Here is a 19,165-nt window from a genome sequence, read left to right as displayed (position 1 = left end):
AACTAATATTTTTACTCCATTAAATATTTTGAAAATATAATAAAATTTCTTTCCAGTTCCTAAATATTTTGCTAAACTAATGAAGGGTATTTTTACATAATTAGTTTCCAACAGACAAGAGGTGTATAAGTTTGAAAGTTTTTTTCGATTTAAAATGGTATTTTATGCAGGAGAAGAAGGCATATGTTGGAGGAGTTTTCCTGTTGATTTTAGTTGCAGTTCTGCAGCTTATTCCTCCAAGAGTAGTTGGTATTGTAGTTGACCATATTCAAGGAAGGACGTTGAATTGGTCCATTTTATTACAGTGGTTAGGAATTCTAGTTGCATCAGCTATAGCCATGTATGTGCTACGTTATTATTGGCGAGTGATGATATTTGGATCAGCTGTCAAGCTTGGAAAATTATTGAGGAATCAATTATATAGTCATTTTACAAAGATGTCCCAGTCCTTTTATCAGCGAAATCGCACGGGGGATTTAATGGCACATGCAACAAATGATGTTCAAGCTATCCAGCAAACAGCTGGGCAGGGAGTGCTTACACTAGTTGATTCATTAGCAACAGGCGGATTTGTTATTATAGCAATGGCTACAACCATAAGCTGGAAACTTACGCTTATTTGTTTATTACCCATGCCTTTAATGGCAATATTGACTAGCTATTATGGCTCATTAATACATAAATATTTTCATCAAGCACAGGCTGCTTTTTCTTCTTTAAATGATAAGACACAAGAAAGTATTTCGGGAATAAAGGTATTAAAAACATTTGGGCAAGAAAAAGAAGATATAGAAGATTTTCGTAAGTCCTCTCTTGATGTTGTAGATAAGAATATTAAGGTGGCTCGTGTGGATGCGTTATATGATCCGACCATCTCTATTATTGTAAGTATCTCTTTCTTTTTAGCGATTGTTTTTGGCTCTCGTTATGTTATTAATGGTGAACTCAGTTTAGGACAGCTTGTTTCCTTTACTACCTATCTGGGACTACTGATTTGGCCAATGCTTGCATTTGGATGGCTCTTTAATATTATGGAAAGAGGGAGAGCGTCTTACGACCGAGTTACTGCGTTGCTTGAAACCAGAGTTGATATTATCAATAATCCAGCAGCTATCAAGACTCCTCCAGCAGGAGACATTATGTACGATTTGAAAAAATTTTCCTATAACAAGAAAGTAGACGTTCTACAAAACATCCAATATCATTTAAAACGAGGGCAGACACTTGGAATAGTAGGGAAAACTGGGGCTGGGAAAACAACACTCTTAAAATTGTTATTTAGAGAATATGATCATTACGATGGAAAGATAATGATTAACGGGACAGAAATAAAACAAATAGATATAGATGCATTAAGAGTTTCGATTGGGTATGTACCACAGGAGCATTTTCTCTTTTCCGCTAGTGTAAGAGAAAATATTGCTTTTACAAATCCGAATGCTTCTGAGAAAGAAATCCATGAGGCTGCAAGGTTGGCAAATATTCATGAGGATATCCTTATGTTTACAGATGGCTACGACACAGTTGTCGGAGAAAGAGGAGTTTCCTTATCTGGTGGTCAAAAACAACGGATTTCTATTGCAAGAGCACTTCTGATGAATCCAGAAATTCTTATTTTAGATGATTCCCTTTCAGCGGTGGATGCAAAAACCGAGGAAACCATTTTAACAGCCCTGAAGGAAAATAGGGAAGGGAAAACAACGATCATTACTTCACATCGATTAAGTGCAATTGAGCATGCAGACCTTATCATTGTATTAGATGAGGGGCAAATTATTCAAAGTGGGGACCATCAAAAGCTTGTGAAAGAAAATGGTTGGTATAAAGAGATGTACCATCGCCAAGCTTTAGAAGTAATGGTCAGCATGGGGGATACAAATGGATAAGACAATTAAATTGACGAGTGAACAACAGCGAAAAGTATTGTTTCGTTTATTGCGTTATATTAAACCACACAAGAAAGCGGTAATGATTGCTTTCGCTCTTCTAATTTTATCAACATTGGGAGAACTTGCAGGACCGTACTTAATTAAAGTATTTATTGATGATTATTTAACACCACGAAATTTAGAATTACAGCCATTAGCGGTATTGGGCATAACCTATATTCTTATTCAAATAATGAATGTCGTAATTATGTATTTTCAATTGTTTAAGTTTCAAGAAATAGCGTTATACATTATCCAGCAGCTTCGAGTTGATGTATTTTCAAAAATTCATACACTAGGACTACGCTTTTTTGACAAAATTCCCGCTGGAAGTATTGTTTCGCGAGTCACGAATGATACAGAGGCAATTAAAGATATGTTTGTTAGCGTTCTTGCGACTTTTATTCAAAGTGGATTTATGATATTTGGCATCGTAATCGCGATGTTTGTGTTAAATGTAAAGCTCGGTGCCATTTGTTTAATTTTACTGCCGATTCTTGGATTTATTATTTATACGTATCGAAAGTATAGTGCTAGCTTTTATCAGGATATTAGAGAACGATTAAGCCAGTTAAATGCGAAACTTAGCGAATCTTTACAGGGAATGAATATTATTCAAGTATTCAGACAAGAAAAAAGATTAAATGCGGAGTTTGATGATATTAATACAAAGCACTATAAAGCAGGAATGAAGAATATAAAGCTTGAAGGTTTATTGCTTAGACCAGCAATAGATCTAGTCTATGTCTTAGGTCTAATTCTTGTGTTAAGTTATTTTGGAATATCTTCTTTTACGAATCCAATTGAAATCGGTGTATTATACGCGTTTGTTAGCTATTTAGACCGTTTTTTCGAACCTGTAAATAATATGATGATGCGTTTATCGCTATACCAACAAGCAATTGTATCTGCGTTTCGCGTATTTACTATTTTGGATGAGGAAGATTTAGAGCCAACTCTTGTGCCCGATAGCAAGAATAAAATTGAAAATGGAGTTATTGAATTCAAAAATGTTACATTTTCCTATGATGGCAAACAAGATGTATTGAAAAATATTTCCTTTACTGCTCGCGAAGGAGAAACTGTTGCATTAGTAGGGCATACCGGAAGTGGAAAAAGCTCGATTGTTAATCTACTTATGCGGTTTTATGATTTTGGAAAAGGGGATATTCTTATTGACGGCAAATCGTTAAAGACCTTCAGCAAGCATGAACTCCGCGAGAAAATGGGCTTGGTACTACAAGATCCGTTCCTCTTTTATGGGACAGTAAAGGATAATATCCGTCTATATAATAGGGAAGTTCGGGACGAAGAAGTAATCGAAGCGGCAAAATTTGTGCAAGCGAACCAGTTTATAGAAAAGCTAGAGGATCAATATAATCATAAAGTGGTGGAAAGAGGTTCTGCATTTTCTAGCGGACAGCGCCAACTTATTGCGTTTGCGCGCACAATCTTGACCAATCCGAAAGTCTTGATTTTGGATGAAGCAACCGCAAATATTGATACAGAAACAGAAGAGGCAATTCAGTTTGCCTTATCAAAAATGCGTAAAGGTAGAACAACAATTGCAATTGCTCATCGTCTTTCTACTATTCAAGATGCGGACTTAATTCTTGTCCTTCATAAAGGAAATATTGTTGAAAGAGGTAATCATCAGCAATTGCTTCAGCAAAAGGGATTGTATTATAAAATGTATCTTCTTCAAAATGGAGCGGCAGATTCTATTGAAGAAACGGTAGAGCATCAAGTAGAACTTACTTAAAATAGCAAAAAGCCTTTTAAGCGAATAAAAAACCGAAGATTTCCGCAGTATTTGCGGTTAACTTCGGTTTTTTTGCTTAAACATTCCATTGCTCTTTTGATTTTCGAAAGTTAGGAAATTCTTTTTTTAGATTCATTTCATTATATTTATTTAGTAATACATCTAATTCTTGACTGCATATAATGGCTGAGGACGATGAAAAACCATGTTTCATAGCAATTTCAATTAGCTCTGACCGTTTTAATTCAATTTGAGTTAGTAATTGCTTTTTTAGCATGGTATATGGTCCTTTCCGTATATTAATCCTGTTACTCTAATAGTTGTGAAATCGTTAGGAAACATAGTTTGATATTAATTTACTCATACAAGATAGTAGGAAGTATCCCCACTAATGCAAGTTTCTATTTTTTTGAAAATGATTTATTTAATTATATCTATTTTTGGAAGTAAATGCAAAAATATTGAAAAGTACATAAACAGATTGAACAAGCATATAGTTAATATATGGGAGAAGGTGAGAAATAAATAATGGTTGATATAAATTTATTTATAGCTTTGGGTGCAGGTTTTTTAAGTTTTATTTCTCCATGCTGTTTACCATTATATCCAGCATATTTATCCTATATTACTGGAATGTCAATTGGGCAGCTTGAAAAGGGAAGTATCATTAAAAATGCTAGCTTTTGGCATACACTATTATTCCTTTTAGGGTTTTCACTTATTTTTATAACGCTCGGTTTCGGTTCGTCCTTCATAGGGACATACTTTAAGACATATCAAGAAGAAGTTAGAAAGATAGGATCCATTCTTATTATCTTGTTTGGTCTCATGATAATTGGGTTATGGCAGCCTAAGTGGTTGATGAAAGAATATCGTTTTTCCTTTAAAACAAGACCAACAGGGTATCTTGGCTCCTTTTTAATCGGTTTAAGTTTTGCAGCAGGCTGGACTCCATGCAATGGTCCAATTCTAGCAACAGTTTTATCATTAGCAAGCCTTCATCCAGAAACGAGCTTACTATATTTAACAGCCTACATTCTTGGATTTGCTTTTCCGTTTATCTTATTGTCTTATTTTGTCTCACATTTGAACAAGCTAAAAAAGTATAGTCATTATTGGATGAAAATTGGTGGTTATTGTATGATTTTAATGGGTATATTGTTATATATGGATGGAATGAAATGGTTAACACGCGTCATTTCACCAATATTTGGCGATTTTCAAGGCTTTTAATAGTCTTATGTTCCTGTATAATGATAGTTAAAAAGTAGGATAGAAAATTCGTTTAAAATCTCAAAAAGTTAGACACATACATGCCATGGTTTGTCATATATTATGACAAAATAGATTGAAATTATCATAAAGATTCGCTATATTGAAATAAGGGATAGTAAATAAATTTATATTAATAGATTTTTTGTTTTTGGGTGTTGAGGAGGAAGCAAGATGGCTAGAATATTGATTGTGGATGATGCAAAGTTTATGAGAATTACTCTCTCAAATATTTTAACTAAATCAAATCATGAAGTAGTTGGTGAAGGAGAAAACGGGAAAGAAGCAGTAAGATTGTATCGTGAATTAGATCCGGATTTGGTCACAATGGATATTACAATGCCAGAGATGAGCGGATTGGACGCTGTTAAAGAAATAAAACAAGAATTTCCGCAGGCAAAAATAATTATGTGTTCTGCAATGGGGCAACAAAAAATGGTCGTTGAAGCAATTGAAGCAGGTGCAAAGGATTTTATTGTAAAGCCTTTTGATGATACACGTGTACTAGATGCAATAAATAGAGTTTTAAAATAACGATTGTGTAGTATTAAAGGATATGTTTATCGTATCCGTTTTTTTTTGCCGTTAATTAGACACTGTTGTTCTATAAAAAATGGACAGAGGACTAATCTTGATGGTAAGATTAAAAATATTATTATGAGATAAAAGGTAAGTAAAGGGGTTTTTTCTATGGCTTCTGTCATAATTTCAACATGTATCGCAGTGTTTATGGGTGTCTTTTTTATGGTGTTAAGAATGAAAGCGGCTACGAAGCCAGTTTCACCAAAAAAGATTATTCTTCCTCCATTTTTTATGAGTACAGGTGCACTTATGTTTGTTTTTCCTTATTTTCGGATTACTGGACAGGAAATTTTGGAAGCAGCCATTGCGGGAATATTATTCTCATTTCTTTTAATTAAAACAACAAAGTTTGAAATTAAGGATCAGGATATATATTTAATTAATTCGAAAGCATTTGTCTATATTTTATTTGGACTATTAGCCATTAGAATTGTTGCTAAATTTATTTTAAGCAGTTCAATTGATGTGGGACCATTAGGAGGCATGTTCTGGATGCTAGCTTTCTGTATGATAGTACCTTGGCGAATTTCTATGTATTTCAATTACAAGAAGCTGGCAAAAAAATTAAGCACTGTCCATTAAGGTAAATATCGCTAAACTAGCAGGAATTCATGTGTGAATTCCTGCTAGTTTTTTATGTTGGAGTAAATCTGTAACGATGGAAAAAATTTTTTTACTAAAAAACTATCTAGTAAAAAAGTCTTAATTGCTAGTATAATAGAATAATCATCATAGAATAATAGAAAAAGTCATTAATTTCTTAAAAATCTTAATTGGTTAATATAGAAGGGAGAAGGTTATGAGATTTACAATTACAAAAAAGTTGGGGCTAGGTTTTCTCTTAGTTATTATATGTATTTTATTAATTGCGACTCTCTCTATAACACAAATTGCAAAGGTTGATAAAAACTACACAAATGTGATTGATCAGCAAGTAAATAAGGTAATCATCTTAAAAAACATGAAAATAGACATGTTGCTCCAATCAGATGGTATAAATGGATATTTACTTACAGGAGAAACCTCCTATCTGACAAATTATGATAGTAGTTCGAAAAGACTGGTGAATGATTTTGATACATTAAATAGTATGGAAAACGATGCTACTAGTAAAGACTTATTTGAAAGCATCCAAAAGCTTCAAGCTGATTTTTTAGTTCTAGGTGACAAGGCAGTCCAGGAAAAAATTTTAGAAAATGAAGAAAATTATCTTTCCCTTATTAATCAGTCTAATGACATTCGTACTGAATTTAGTAATCAAACAGATCAGTTAATTAAATATGAAGAAACAAGAATGAGTGAAATAAGAGGCAAAGTAGAAAGTGAAACAAAGATTTATATTTATATAGTCCTTGCAATAAGTGCCTTTGCGATGATTTCAGCAGTCATACTTGCTGTGTGGATTAGTAGAACGATAGCAAGAGGCATGAGAGATTCTTCTCGTATTATCAAAAAGGTTAGTGAAGGGAATCTTACAAAGCAAGAAGTGAAAGGAAAGCGAAATGATGAATTTGGAGAAATGGTCCAATCATTAAGTATAATGAACGATGAATTAGGCTTAATTATCCAGGAGGTAAGAGAGACAGCTAATATCGTTACTGCCAGTAGTACGGAAATGGAAAATAGTGCAAAAGAAACGGCGATTGTGGCGGAACAGGTTTCTAGTATTTCAGAAAAAACGGTAGAACAAGTGGAGAGCCAATTAAACCAATTTCAAATTGCAGTTGAGAATTACAGTCTTATGAATAAAAGCATGGAAGAAATAACCGTACGTAGTTTCAGTATGAAAGAAAAAATGACTGGCTCCATGCAGAAGGCAAAGGACGGTAATCGCTCCATTGATGATGTGGTTCATAAAATGAAGGACATAAGTTATTCTGTTGAAGATTCCTCCCTGACCATCAAAATGCTGGAAGAAAAGTCTGTAGAAATTAAAAAAATTGCTGAATTAATAACGAATGTCGCAGAGCAAACAAATCTATTGGCATTAAATGCAGCCATCGAAGCTGCAAGAGCAGGAGAACATGGTAAAGGATTTTCTGTTGTGGCAGACGAGGTTAGAAAACTTGCTGAAGAGAGCAGTAATTCTGCCCATTTAATTCAACATGTAACGGATACGATTCAAAAGGAAATAAGCCTGGCAGTTGATGGCATGAATAATACTAACTCGATTGTAAGTAAAGGTCTCTTAGAAACGGAAAAAACAAGTATCGCCTTTAAAGAAATTTTTCAATCTGTTTCCGATGTATCAGAAAATGTACAAGAAGTAACGAATGAAATAGAAGAGCTATCAAAAAATAGCAATGAAATGAAGCGGATTATGGAAAGTGTTTATAAAATTTCGGCAGAAAGTATTTCCTTTACACAAGAAACGTCTGCAGCAACAGAGGAGCAGTTAGCATCTATGACCGAGATGACAGATTCAGCTAAAAGGTTATCGGAAATTGCATCAAGGCTTCAAAAAACTGTGTCCCATTTTACATTATAATTAGCTATAAATAGAAAGAGTCGATCTTTTTGTATAAACAAAAGGAAGATCGGCTCTTTTTTAGCAAAAACATGTAATCATCCCTTTACCATGTATCTATAGAATAGAACTATTTCGTTCTATCCTTAACTGTCTGTTTGACAAGCTGGTGTCCGAATACAGATACTCCTGCAGCTATAATGCCGTTAGTAACTGCTTCAAAGCTAAATCCATATGCAAAAGTGGCTAATACAATAGATGCTAGGAGAAGAATCCAAATGATAGACCAATCAGGTATTATTGGCGTTTGCTTAAGAGCATAGCCGATGATCCATAGAACCGGTACTAATATATAATAATGGTCAAGTAAAAAAGATTGTAACCATTCCACAGTATTTTCCCTCCTTTTATTCTATATTACTAGCATATGTACTAAGGAAGAAAAATGATTGTTACATAACCTATGACAGAAAACACTCTAAGAAAAAATCATCTTATTTATTCATACACTGTCCTTTTTCTTTCCTTTCCTCTATTTAGGGAGTGAAAGGAGGTGATGGAGATGGCAGAAGCAATTTGGAATGAATCAAGTATTAAGCTAACGTTTCAAAATGGTATGAAGGAAAACGGGGATCCTAATTATGTAACAAAGACGTTTAGGAATGTTAAGCAAACGGCATCCCCTGAACAGCTAGCTGAGATCGCAGCAAGTTTATCATCGCTAGTTACTTATACTTTATTTTCTATTGAAAGAAATGATGTCTCAGAAATTATTCAGCCGTAGTAACACCTAAATAGGAATGAAAGGAGAATCTTAAATGGCGAAATCATTAGAGTTAACTTTTGAAACGAGTAATGGGAAGTCAACAAAAATTTCCCTTGAAAGTCCTGTTGAACCAGTAGATGCGGAACAAGTATCAACAGTCATGCAAAGTATTATTTCAGCTAATGCATTAAGCAGTGCGAACGGAGAATTAATTGCAGTGAAAGGAATACGCCTTGTTGAAAGAAATGTAACTGATTATGAGATTTAACGATTAGTAACGGTTTTTGAACAAATTGCTTAAGGGCTAATGGTTTCCATGCCAGTAGCCCTAAGGTAATAAAGAGATACTATGAGGAGGAACTTATAATGGAAGACTTGATTTCATTTATAAGCCAAGTTGGATTTCCAATTGTAATCAGTTTCTATTTGCTGAATAGAATTGAAACGAAACTGGATATTATGATCAAATCAATTCAAAGTTTACCCGAATTAATAAAAGGATAGAATGAAAGAGCTTCTCTATTAATTATAATTGTTTGAAAAATGAAAGGGTTTTCTATTGACAATAATAGTTAAAAATGTTAAATTTACATTAACCGTTATTAACGTATTTAGTATGTTATTTATTGATCGAACTTATATTTTAAGAGATTAATAGTTTAATGCTTATGCGATGAAAATGGTAATTAAAAGATGAAGCTAGCAAAGCTTTTTAGGAGGATTTTTTCACATGAAAAACGGTAAAGTTAAATGGTTTAATGCAGAAAAAGGATTTGGTTTTATTGAAGCAGAAGACGGAAATGATGTATTCGTTCACTATTCAGCGATTCAAGTGGAAGGTTTTAAATCTTTAGAAGAAGGCCAAGACGTTTCATTTGAAGTAGTAGAAGGTGCTCGTGGACCTCAAGCTGCTAACGTTACTAAAATATAATAATAGCATTCCTCATATAAAAAAGGTCAGATCTCTTAAAAGGTCTGACCTTTTTCTATACCATATCCCTCATTATATATAACCAGCTCTATTAGATTTATGTAAATAGAAATAATTGGTTTACTTTTTCTCTCATTCCTTCTCTTACAAAATGTTTGCTATAATGATAGAATATATGCTTTTATCTCCATGTAAATGCATTATGACTTTACTGCATGGAATAAATTGAAGTAAATAATAAGCGTAAATGCAGCTTATAAATAGTTGCATTTTCAAAGGGTTACAAAAATTATTAGTAATAAGAAGCACTCTGCATATACGTACAATCTGATGAGATTAGAATGTAGCGCCCGATTGTAAACGAAGTGTATACAGGGTGCAGATATAGCAACAAACTTTACGAAAACAGCCAAAAATGCTTTTTCATAAAAAATTTTAGAGGTGAAAATAGTGAAATTTATTCATACTGCCGATTGGCATTTGGGGAAATTAGTTCATGGATTATACATGACAGAAGATCAACGCTTTATGCTGAAACAATTTATGGAGCTGGTAGAGAAAGAAAAGCCAGATGCTGTCATTATTGCAGGCGACTTATATGATCGCTCCATTCCGCCTACAGATGCCGTTAATTTACTGGATGAGGTTTTATATTTTATTAATGTTGAGCTAAATACACCAATACTTGCTATATCTGGAAACCATGATAGTGCAGAAAGATTATCTTTCGGAAGTTCTTGGTACCAGAAAAATCAATTTTATTTAAATGGAAAAATCGAAAATAGCTTTTCACCGGTGTCTTTAGCTGGGGTTAATTTCTACTTAGTACCATATTGCGAGCCAGTAGTAGTCAGAAAAATGCTAGAGGATGATTCGATTCTAAATCATCATGACGCAATGAAAGCCATTATTGGTAAAATGGAAAATAATTTGCAGATTAATGAACCAAATGTGTTGATTGGACATAGCTTTGTACTGGGGGGGAAAACATCTGATTCGGAGCGGATTTTATCTGTCGGTGGATCAGGCTGTGTCGGAGCTGAATTGTTTGCCCCCTTTGCTTATAGTGCTTTAGGTCATTTGCATAGCCCGGAGGCTATTAATCATCAAACGGTTAAATATTCAGGCTCCTTAATGAAATATTCATTTTCCGAAGCGAAGCAAAAGAAATCTGTGTCCATTATTGAAATGGATGAAAAAGGGAATTTTACGCAAAAATATCATGCGCTAACACCGGAGAAAGATATGAGAGAGCTAGAAGGTCATATAGAAGAACTGCTAGATATAAATTTTTATCAGCAACAAAAAGTAGATGATTATTTGAAAATAACTTTGCTTGATGAAGGAGCGATACTTGATCCAATCCAAAAGCTAAGACAAGTCTACCCAAATGTTCTGCACTTAGAAAGAAAAATAGAAAACAAAGATCGAAAAGATAAGTCTGTTTTGCAAGTGCAAAAGGAAATACAGCAAAATGAACTGGAATTATTTGCATCTTTTTACGAAGAAATGACTACTGCAACCTTTTCAGAAGAGAAAAAGGATTGGATGGCGAGTGTTATTAATCAAGTTCTAAGAGAGGAGGGACGAAAATGAGACCATTAAAACTAACCATGCAGGCATTTGGTCCATATGCTCACAAAGAGGTTATTGATTTTACTGTTTTAGGCAATCGTACAATGTTTGTCATCTCTGGAAAAACAGGATCAGGTAAAACTACTATTTTTGATGGGATTAGCTATGCTATTTACGGCAAAGCCAGCGGGGAAGATCGCAATGGGCAAGAATTAAGAAGTCAATTTGCCGATGATTCCTTATTAACAGAAGTCAGTTTTGAATTTAAATTAAAGGAAAAACGTTATCTCATCACTCGATCTCCTCAGCAAGAGAAGAAAAAAGAAAGAGGAGATGGATTTACGACAATTGGTGCGAAAGCTGAACTCTTTACATTCGATGAAGAAGGAAAGGAATTGCTTGTTGCTTCCTCTGTTCGTGATGTAGATGAAAAAGTGAAGGAAATTATGCAAATTGATAGCAATCAATTTCGCCAAATACTGATGATTCCACAAGGGGAATTTCGCAAATTACTTACATCAGACAGTAAAGAAAAAGAGAATATCTTGCAACGTTTATTCCATACAGAAATGTATAAGCGTATTGAAGATAAACTAAAGGAGCAGGCACAAGGACTAAAAAAGGAAGTTGAGCAAAAGGTAATATTACGAACAAATTCACTATCTAAAATAGCTGCAGTATTTAATAAAGATTTAATTGCACAAATGGCACAAGATAGTGAGAACGATGTCGCCATTCTCCCGCTATTAGAGCGAGAAATAGAGTCGATGGAAAAAGAGGTAGGAAGATTACAAACGAAGGTCGACGAGAAAAATAAAGAACGAGATGTCATTAAACAGCATTTATTTGAAGCAGAATCGATAATTAAGCAAATGAAGTTAAAAGAAGATCTTTCCACACGTTTAAAGGAATTGGAAAGTCAGAAAACGGAATATACAGAAATAGAAAAGAAAATCGATTTAGCCCAAAAAGCTGCCGTCCTTGCACAGCAAGAGGAAATTTGTCATCACTTAAAAAGACAAATTGATGATAGAAAAGTAGAAGAAAAGGCAATTCGAACATCTATAGAAGCGCTTAAAGCACAACTAATGGAAGCAGATCAACTATATAAGGAAGAGTTAACGAAAGAAGAAGAGCGTAAACAATTAGCTAATTACCTTGTTGAATTGAAAAATATGGAAAAGGATGTTCTGCAGTATGCGGAAGTAGAAGGAAAGCTCCATCAATTAACAAAAGCGATGAAAAGCCAAGCTTCTAAACAAGAAATCCTTCAAAAACAACGAAAAGAAAAAGAGATTAATATTCAAAAGTATAAAGAGCGGATAAAACAGCTAGACGGTATGAAGGAATTACTTCTAGATAATAAAGATAAAATTCGGAATCTGCAAACTATATTAGAAAGAATAAATGAATATATGGAAGTAGAACATACTAGCATGAAACGAAAGTCTGATGCCAATTCAAAAAAACAATTGCTAGATCAAGTATTAAATAGATATGATGATGCAAAAGCATTAGTAGAAGAACTTGAAAATAAGTGGATTGCCAACCAATCGCTTATTTTAGCAGCAAGTTTAAAAGTGGATGAAGCATGTCCGGTTTGTGGAAGTGTACATCATCCAAGTCCAGCAACAAATCATCTTCATACCGAAGATTTCTCTGAGGAGGATCGAAAAAGTGCAAAAAAGGATCTTGAAAGCATAGAAAAAGAAAAAACAAAAGCAGAAACTGCTTGGCTTGAGGCCAATACACAATGGAAATGGTATACAGAAGATGCAAAGAATAAGCTAAAAAAGGTTGTCGATGTCTATCCTTTATTTAGTGATGGGGATAGCGAGATAACAGCAAATACAATTAAAAATCAATTGCAGGAATTGAGTCTTGAGCAAAAGAAATTAGAGGCGCAAACAATAGAGATGGAAAAAATGAAGTTGTCTCTATCTGATGTTGAAGTGCAATTTCAAGAAGTGCAAGCACTACTTGAACAAACAACAGAAGTAATAAGAGAAACAACTATTGAATATACGGAACAAAATACAACCTTAAAAAAAATGCAGGATACGATTCCGGCCGACTTGAGAGAATTACCCAAATATAAAAAAGTATCGCAAGAAAGTATGCTGCGGTTAGAAAAATTGGAAGCTCAATTTGCTTTAGCTCAAGAAAAGTTGCAGAATACGAAAGAAAAATCACAAAAGGAGTTAGTTCGTTTAGAAAGCCTAGAAAAACAAATTAGGCAGCTATCCGAAAGCTTACAGACAGAAAGGGATATATTCTTAGAAAAAATGGCAAAGCAAGGGTTTCCAACCTATCGATCCTATGCAGAAAGTAAATTGCAGGAACAAGAAGTAGAAAAGCTAAAAGCAGCGGTTCAAGCATATCGAGAAGAGTGTCGTTCTGCTTCTGATCGCTTAAAGGATTTAGAAGTTGCACTTAAAGATATTGCGGTTCCAAATATAGAAGAGCTCGAAACGAAGCTAACAAGAATAGTGGAAGAAGAAAATAGATTCCAGCAAGAGCATACAAATATGATAATAAAACAAAAAGATAATAAAGAAATCCAAGCACAAGTACTTGAAATAAACCGGAAAGTAAAAGAATTAGAAAATCAATTTAATCTTGTTGGGCATTTATATGATATTTCAAGAGGTCAAAATGCACAAAGAATTACATTTGAGCGCTATGTTCTTGCATCCTTTTTAGATGAAATATTACTTCAAGCGAACAGTAGACTTAAAAAAATGACTAGTGGGCGATATCAGCTTGTCCGAAAGAGTGATCGATCAAAGGGAAATGTGCAAAGTGGATTAGAATTACTCGTATTTGATCAATATACTGGACAAGAAAGGCATGTTAAAACATTATCAGGAGGAGAAAGTTTTAAGGCAGCATTATCCTTAGCATTAGGTTTAAGTGATGTCGTACAAAATTTTGCTGGTGGAATCTCACTGGAAACGATGTTCATTGATGAGGGCTTTGGAACGCTAGATCCAGAGTCGCTAGATCAAGCAATTGAAACACTGATGGATATCCAAAACGCAGGACGATTAGTCGGGGTCATTTCCCACGTTCCTGAATTAAAGGATCGAATGGAAGTTAGATTAGAGGTTATTGCTGGACAGACTGGAAGCACTACTCGCTTTGAATATTTACATTAAAATATGGTAGAGACGGGATGGATAAGTCAGTGGCTGTATTGGCATGTCAAATCTAGAAAAGGGGAATCCTTCTGTCCATGATCTGGCATCTATTTCATGTCCCCAAAAAATTAACTATCCGTCCAAAATCATCGGCTTAATGAATGAAAACAACATCAGAAGTATGGGAGCGTAATTTTGCGAAAAAAAAGAAAGAAGCATGGCAGAAGCATTTTTATATTATTAATTTTTATCTTTATTCTTCTAATATATTGGAAATTAAATGTGCCTGAAAGAGACTATAGTGATGTGCCAATGCCTACTGAATTGAATCCTATTGTAAAGGAAAAGAAAGATATCCTTGTTCAAAAGGCAGGTGATATTGGAATTCGGACTGTCATTACAGAGGACTTTAGAAGTATAGAAGAGCAAGATCGTTTATATGAGCAAGGAAGAACGACAGATGGTTCAATTGTAACCAATGCAAAGGGCGGGGAGTCTTATCATAATTATGGACTAGCAATAGACTTCGCTCTTTTAGATATTAACGGTGTAGTCATCTGGGATATGGACTATGATGGGAATGGAAATGGCAAAAGTGATTGGATGGAAGTGGTGGAAATAGCAAAAGAATTAGGTTTTCAGTGGGGAGGAGACTGGGCTAATTTTAAGGATTATCCCCATTTTCAAATGGATTTTGGATTAACAATGAAAGATTTGCAAAAGGGCAAAAGACCAGAATAACAAAAAGAGGATGACATGATAATGTCATCCTCTTTTTGTTAACAATTTAGACTAATTCACTAAGTAAATAATGATAAATTAATTTTCCTGTTGCTTCAACAGAAGAAAAATGTGTACGTTCATAGGCATGTGAGGAATCAATTCCTGGCCCAATCAACGCATGTTTGATATCGTGACCAGATCGAATGGCAGCAGAAGCATCAGATCCATAATATGGATAAATATCTAGTTGGTATGGTACTTCATGCTTGTCTGCTAATTGAATAAGATGCTTTCTTAAAGCATAATGATAAGGTCCGCTTGAATCCTTCACACAAATGGATACAGTGTACTCGTCTGTTGATTGACCATCTCCCATTGCTCCCATGTCAACAGCCATATATTCAACAGTTTCTACAGGAATATTGGAATTTCCGCCATAGCCAATTTCCTCGTTATTCGAAAGAAGAAAGTTTGTTGTATACGGTAATTCAATGTTATTTTCTTTCAATTTTTTTATTAATAGTAAAAGAATCGCTGCACTCGCTTTATCATCTAAATGTCTTGATTTAATAAAGCCAGAAGGAGTAACCTCTACACGTGGGTAAAAAGATACAAAGTCACCCACAGCAATGCCAAGGTTATTCACTTCTTCTTGATTCTTAACCATTTCGTCAATGCGAACTTCCATATTGGCTTGATTACGCTCAAGCGTTCTGGCTTCTTTATATACATGGACAGATGCTTGATGAAGAAGGATTGTTCCTGTATATGTCATACCAGAAGAAGTTTCGATTATACAATTTTCTCCTTCAATGCTATTGTATGTGAAACCGCCAATTAAATCTAAGCGCAGTCTGCCATTCGGTTTGATTTCCTTTACCATCGCCCCAAGTGTATCAACATGTGCAGTAAGCATGCGCTGTTTGTCTGTAATTTTTCCAGGAAGTGTCGCAATCAATCCTCCTTTATTATTTTGATAAGTAGAAATATTGGCCTCTTTTAAATATTTCTCTATAAATTGAATAATTGTTTCTGTATTCCCTGATGGACTAGTGACATTAAGCAATTGCTCTAATAGAGCTAAATATTCTTTTTGATCAATATGTATCAAATGAAATTCCTCCTTTTACTATCTACACCATTATACTATTAAATAAATGAATATTAAATATGCTTGTTCGCTGTTTATCATACTTATGATTGGGGAAGAAAGAGAGGGCTGTGAGTATTTACCATTTTCATTTTAGAAAATATCTGCTATTATTCATTCTTGTCGAAAAAACACAAATTCTGTTCTTTTAGCCCTATTTTTCGTATAAATATAGATATTGCTGGAAATATTCATTAATTTAATGTAAGATGTGATTAATTTGAAATCTACTTTAAGTAAATTTCTATTAATAGGAAGTAAAAGGAATAACCATTTTGAAAATGATATGTTATAATGGATAACGGCATTTTCATTAGCTGCTACTTCTTAACTAGGATGAACAAAAGGAAGGGCAGTAACATATGTAGATAAGGTAGCACTAATTAAGGGAAAATAAACAAATTACTTTAGAAATTGTAAATTTTGAATTGAGGTGAACGGGATTGAAAGGTACAGCAGAATTATTTCGTAAAATGTTATCTAAACATTCTTCTTTCTTTTTAATCGCCATATTTTTATTTTGGATGAAAACGTATATTGGATATAAGGTAGAGTTCAGCATTGGTGTACAAGGACCTATGCAGGAATTTCTATTATTTATTAATCCATTAAGCTCTGCACTTCTCTTTATCGGACTTGCTTTATTTGTTAAAGGGAAAGCACAGCCTGTTTATATTACGATTAATACAGCGTTAATGTCTGCTTTATTGTATGCAAACATTGTGTATTATCGATTCTTTACAGACTTTATAACAGTTCCAGTTGTAATGCAGGTAAAAGTTAATGGTGGACAGTTAAGTGACAGTATTTTATCATTACTTAAACCCTATGATATTCTTTATTTCCTAGATGTTATTATTTTAATCGTCTTACTAGCAACAAAAGCGTATAAACCTACGATACAAAAAAATAGAAGAGCAGCAAAATCTGTTTTTGCACTAGCTATTTTGACATTTGTTATCAATTTAGGATTAGCAGAGGCAGATCGCCCGCAATTATTAAGTCGTTCATTTGATAGAAATTATTTAGTAAAATATTTAGGCGCATACAACTTTACCATTTATGATATCGTGCAAAACGCTAGATCTGAAAGTCAAAGAGCTTTAGCCGATAGCAGTGATATTACTGAAGTGCAAAACTTTATAAGTGCTAATTATGCTGAGCCAAATGATAAATATTTTGGTGCGGCTGAAGGTAAAAACGTTATTTACGTTTCATTGGAATCACTGCAAAGCTTTATTATTAATTATGAATTAAACGGAGAAGAAGTAACGCCGTTTTTAAACTCGTTAATTAAAGATGATAATACTTTCTATTTTGATAACTTTTTCCATCAAACAGGGCAGGGAAAAACCTCTGATGCTGAATTCATGATGGAGAATTCCTTATATGGAATGTCTCAAGGAGCTGTTTTTGTAAATAAAGCACAAAATACCTTACAATCAGCACCCGCCATTCTTAAAGGGGAAGGATATACTTCTGCTGCGTTCCATGGTAACTATAAAACTTTCTGGAATCGTAATGAAATGTATAAAACGATAGGGTACGATTATTTCTTTGATGCTGAGTATTATGATATGTCAGAGGAAAATACGAAAAATTATGGAATGAAGGATATCCCGTTCTTCGAACAAAGTATGCCTTTACTTGAAGGATTAAAGCAGCCTTTTTATACGAAGTTTATTACGTTATCCAACCACCATCCATTCGAAATGGATGAAGGCGATACGGACTTCCCAGCAGGGGACTTTGGTGATAATGCCGTAAACCATTATTTCCAATCAGCTCATTATTTAGATGAATCGATTCGCTTATTCTTTGAAGAATTAAAAGAATCTGGATTATATGATAATACAGTTATTGTTATGTACGGTGACCATTATGGTATTTCTGAAAATCATAATAAAGCAATGGCTCAAGTGCTTGGCGTCGATGAAGTAACACCATTTATGAACACACAGCTACAGCGAGTACCGTTATTTATCCATGTACCAGGTGTAGAAGGAAATGTAGTAAGTGAATTTGGTGGCGAAGTAGATGTTATGCCAACATTAATGCATCTTCTAGGTATTGATACAAAGGATTATTTACAAGTAGGTTCTGATTTACTATCTGAACAGCATCGTGAAACAGTTCCATTTAGAAATGGTGACTTTGTGTCTCCAACCCTAACAAAAATTGGTGATAACTATTATAATGCTGAGGGCGAGTTAGTTGATGCAGAACAAGGTGCTGAACAAGCAGAAGCAGCTGCTGCAGAATTACAAGCATCAGACAACATTGTCATGAAAGATTTATTAAGATTCCATCAGCCGGATGGATTCACGCCAATTAATCGTGATGATTATAATTATATAAAAGGTTCTACAACAACAACTGAAACTGAGGAATCAGTAGAAGAATAATGTGAAATAAAAAAGGCTGGGACATAAGTATTTCAACCAACAACAAACACGGACTAAAATGTAATTATATTACATAAAAGTTCGTGTTTGTTTTTTTAGAAAAAGGTTTAAAAACGAAGTGAAATGAAGCGGAGGACGCTCGACTCCTGCGGGAAATAGAGGAAAGGCTAAGACCCCGCAGCGCATGAGAGGAGGCCACTGAAAAAGTGAATTACCTGGTGAATCGGTAGTTACCAAACCATTCTAACTTAGTGTAGATTTTTGTTTTCCGAGGCTTACCGCTCGCTTTCCACGGGGCGAGCGCCGAGCCGCTTCGTCGCTACGCTCCTGCAGGGTCTCGGACTTTCTCGCATCTCCCGTAGGAGTCGAGCGGACGCCTCTCCAAACCAACTTATTATTCGCTTTCAAATAAATAAAACCTCATTTTATTTGGAGAACTAGACTTTTTCAGTGCCCTCGCATGC

Annotated in this window: 17 protein-coding genes; 14 read left to right on the top strand and 3 right to left on the bottom strand. The window is 34.4% G+C overall.

Annotated elements, in window-relative coordinates:
* The first annotated feature begins 131 nt into the window (after positions 1-131).
* Both ACTNDN_RS13500 and ACTNDN_RS13495 read left to right on the top strand, forming a co-directional pair.
* Complete coding sequence (locus ACTNDN_RS13500; protein ID WP_031537591.1) at positions 132-1,886, top strand: ABC transporter transmembrane domain-containing protein; 1,755 nt, start codon at positions 132-134, stop codon at positions 1,884-1,886.
* Complete coding sequence (locus ACTNDN_RS13495; protein WP_031537592.1) at positions 1,879-3,690, top strand: ABC transporter ATP-binding protein; 1,812 nt, start codon at positions 1,879-1,881, stop codon at positions 3,688-3,690. The genes ACTNDN_RS13500 and ACTNDN_RS13495 overlap by 8 nt, the downstream gene beginning before the upstream one ends.
* 76 nt (positions 3,691-3,766) lie before the next feature.
* Here ACTNDN_RS13495 and ACTNDN_RS13490 read toward each other — a convergent pair whose 3' ends face one another.
* Positions 3,767-3,967 (bottom strand): aspartyl-phosphate phosphatase Spo0E family protein, encoded by a 201-nt coding sequence (locus ACTNDN_RS13490; protein WP_031537593.1) that lies wholly within the window; start codon positions 3,965-3,967, stop codon positions 3,767-3,769.
* 251 nt (positions 3,968-4,218) lie between these two features.
* On the opposite strand from ACTNDN_RS13490, the gene ACTNDN_RS13485 reads away from it, so the two are divergent.
* From ACTNDN_RS13485 to ACTNDN_RS13470, 4 genes are all read left to right on the top strand, one after another.
* Complete coding sequence (locus ACTNDN_RS13485; protein ID WP_031537594.1) at positions 4,219-4,923, top strand: cytochrome c biogenesis CcdA family protein; 705 nt, start codon at positions 4,219-4,221, stop codon at positions 4,921-4,923.
* Between the two features lie 213 nt (positions 4,924-5,136).
* Positions 5,137-5,496 carry a response regulator gene (locus tag ACTNDN_RS13480; RefSeq protein WP_031537595.1) on the top strand — a complete coding sequence of 120 codons (360 nt, stop codon included), beginning with the start codon at positions 5,137-5,139 and terminating at the stop codon, positions 5,494-5,496.
* Positions 5,497-5,652: 156 nt separating this feature from the next.
* Positions 5,653-6,126, top strand: a complete 474-nt coding sequence (locus ACTNDN_RS13475) for a CcdC family protein (protein WP_031537596.1) — start codon at positions 5,653-5,655, stop codon at positions 6,124-6,126.
* A gap of 217 nt (positions 6,127-6,343) precedes the next feature.
* Complete coding sequence (locus ACTNDN_RS13470; protein ID WP_031537597.1) at positions 6,344-8,032, top strand: methyl-accepting chemotaxis protein; 1,689 nt, start codon at positions 6,344-6,346, stop codon at positions 8,030-8,032.
* 109 nt (positions 8,033-8,141) lie between these two features.
* Here ACTNDN_RS13470 and ACTNDN_RS13465 read toward each other — a convergent pair whose 3' ends face one another.
* The gene (locus ACTNDN_RS13465) at positions 8,142-8,402 is read right to left on the bottom strand and encodes a phage holin family protein (protein WP_031537598.1); all 261 of its coding nucleotides are present in this window, start codon (positions 8,400-8,402) and stop codon (positions 8,142-8,144) included.
* A 171-nt stretch (positions 8,403-8,573) separates the two neighbouring features.
* Between ACTNDN_RS13465 and ACTNDN_RS13460 the strand changes: the two genes are divergently transcribed.
* The 7 genes from ACTNDN_RS13460 to ACTNDN_RS13430 all read left to right on the top strand — a co-directional run bounded on the left by ACTNDN_RS13460 (position 8,574) and on the right by ACTNDN_RS13430 (position 15,164).
* Positions 8,574-8,795 carry a DUF1659 domain-containing protein gene (locus ACTNDN_RS13460; RefSeq protein WP_031537599.1) on the top strand — a complete coding sequence of 74 codons (222 nt, stop codon included), beginning with the start codon at positions 8,574-8,576 and terminating at the stop codon, positions 8,793-8,795.
* Between the two features lie 34 nt (positions 8,796-8,829).
* On the top strand, positions 8,830-9,045 hold the full coding sequence (locus ACTNDN_RS13455) for a DUF2922 domain-containing protein (protein ID WP_031537600.1): 216 nt from the start codon (positions 8,830-8,832) through the stop codon (positions 9,043-9,045).
* Between the two features lie 98 nt (positions 9,046-9,143).
* On the top strand, positions 9,144-9,281 hold the full coding sequence (locus tag ACTNDN_RS13450) for a YvrJ family protein (RefSeq protein ID WP_031537601.1): 138 nt from the start codon (positions 9,144-9,146) through the stop codon (positions 9,279-9,281).
* A gap of 226 nt (positions 9,282-9,507) precedes the next feature.
* Positions 9,508-9,708: a cold-shock protein gene (locus ACTNDN_RS13445; RefSeq protein WP_031537602.1), complete on the top strand. Its 201-nt coding sequence runs from the start codon at positions 9,508-9,510 to the stop codon at positions 9,706-9,708.
* Positions 9,709-10,158: 450 nt separating this feature from the next.
* Complete coding sequence (locus ACTNDN_RS13440) at positions 10,159-11,304, top strand: exonuclease SbcCD subunit D (RefSeq protein WP_031537604.1); 1,146 nt, start codon at positions 10,159-10,161, stop codon at positions 11,302-11,304.
* Positions 11,301-14,441, top strand: a complete 3,141-nt coding sequence (locus tag ACTNDN_RS13435) for an SbcC/MukB-like Walker B domain-containing protein (protein WP_441131313.1) — start codon at positions 11,301-11,303, stop codon at positions 14,439-14,441. The genes ACTNDN_RS13440 and ACTNDN_RS13435 overlap by 4 nt, the downstream gene beginning before the upstream one ends.
* A 177-nt stretch (positions 14,442-14,618) precedes the next feature.
* Entirely contained in the window at positions 14,619-15,164 is a 546-nt protein-coding gene (locus ACTNDN_RS13430) for a M15 family metallopeptidase (protein ID WP_031537607.1), read from the top strand.
* A 46-nt stretch (positions 15,165-15,210) separates the two neighbouring features.
* On the opposite strand, the gene ACTNDN_RS13425 is transcribed toward ACTNDN_RS13430, so the two are convergent.
* Positions 15,211-16,257, bottom strand: a complete 1,047-nt coding sequence (locus ACTNDN_RS13425; RefSeq protein ID WP_031537609.1) for a M42 family metallopeptidase — start codon at positions 16,255-16,257, stop codon at positions 15,211-15,213.
* A gap of 512 nt (positions 16,258-16,769) precedes the next feature.
* Here ACTNDN_RS13425 and ACTNDN_RS13420 point away from each other — a divergent pair.
* Positions 16,770-18,701, top strand: a complete 1,932-nt coding sequence (locus ACTNDN_RS13420) for an LTA synthase family protein (protein ID WP_031537610.1) — start codon at positions 16,770-16,772, stop codon at positions 18,699-18,701.
* Positions 18,702-19,165 lie beyond the last annotated feature (464 nt).

Source organism: Niallia sp. HCP3S3_B10 (assembly GCF_052064465.1).
Taxonomy (GTDB): domain Bacteria; phylum Bacillota; class Bacilli; order Bacillales; family Cytobacillaceae; genus Niallia; species Niallia hominis.
The sequence above is the reverse complement of the archived record's forward strand: the minus strand, read 5'-3'. Positions and strand labels throughout refer to the sequence as shown.

Coding starts and splice junctions, on each gene's coding strand:
- ACTNDN_RS13495 (WP_031537592.1), top strand. CDS start 1,879: ATGGATAAGACAATTAAATTGACGAGTGAACAACAGCGAAAAGTATTG.
- ACTNDN_RS13490 (WP_031537593.1), bottom strand. CDS start 3,967: ATGCTAAAAAAGCAATTACTAACTCAAATTGAATTAAAACGGTCAGAG.
- ACTNDN_RS13485 (WP_031537594.1), top strand. CDS start 4,219: ATGGTTGATATAAATTTATTTATAGCTTTGGGTGCAGGTTTTTTAAGT.
- ACTNDN_RS13480 (WP_031537595.1), top strand. CDS start 5,137: ATGGCTAGAATATTGATTGTGGATGATGCAAAGTTTATGAGAATTACT.
- ACTNDN_RS13475 (WP_031537596.1), top strand. CDS start 5,653: ATGGCTTCTGTCATAATTTCAACATGTATCGCAGTGTTTATGGGTGTC.
- ACTNDN_RS13470 (WP_031537597.1), top strand. CDS start 6,344: ATGAGATTTACAATTACAAAAAAGTTGGGGCTAGGTTTTCTCTTAGTT.
- ACTNDN_RS13460 (WP_031537599.1), top strand. CDS start 8,574: ATGGCAGAAGCAATTTGGAATGAATCAAGTATTAAGCTAACGTTTCAA.
- ACTNDN_RS13455 (WP_031537600.1), top strand. CDS start 8,830: ATGGCGAAATCATTAGAGTTAACTTTTGAAACGAGTAATGGGAAGTCA.
- ACTNDN_RS13450 (WP_031537601.1), top strand. CDS start 9,144: ATGGAAGACTTGATTTCATTTATAAGCCAAGTTGGATTTCCAATTGTA.
- ACTNDN_RS13445 (WP_031537602.1), top strand. CDS start 9,508: ATGAAAAACGGTAAAGTTAAATGGTTTAATGCAGAAAAAGGATTTGGT.
- ACTNDN_RS13435 (WP_441131313.1), top strand. CDS start 11,301: ATGAGACCATTAAAACTAACCATGCAGGCATTTGGTCCATATGCTCAC.
- ACTNDN_RS13420 (WP_031537610.1), top strand. CDS start 16,770: ATGTTATCTAAACATTCTTCTTTCTTTTTAATCGCCATATTTTTATTT.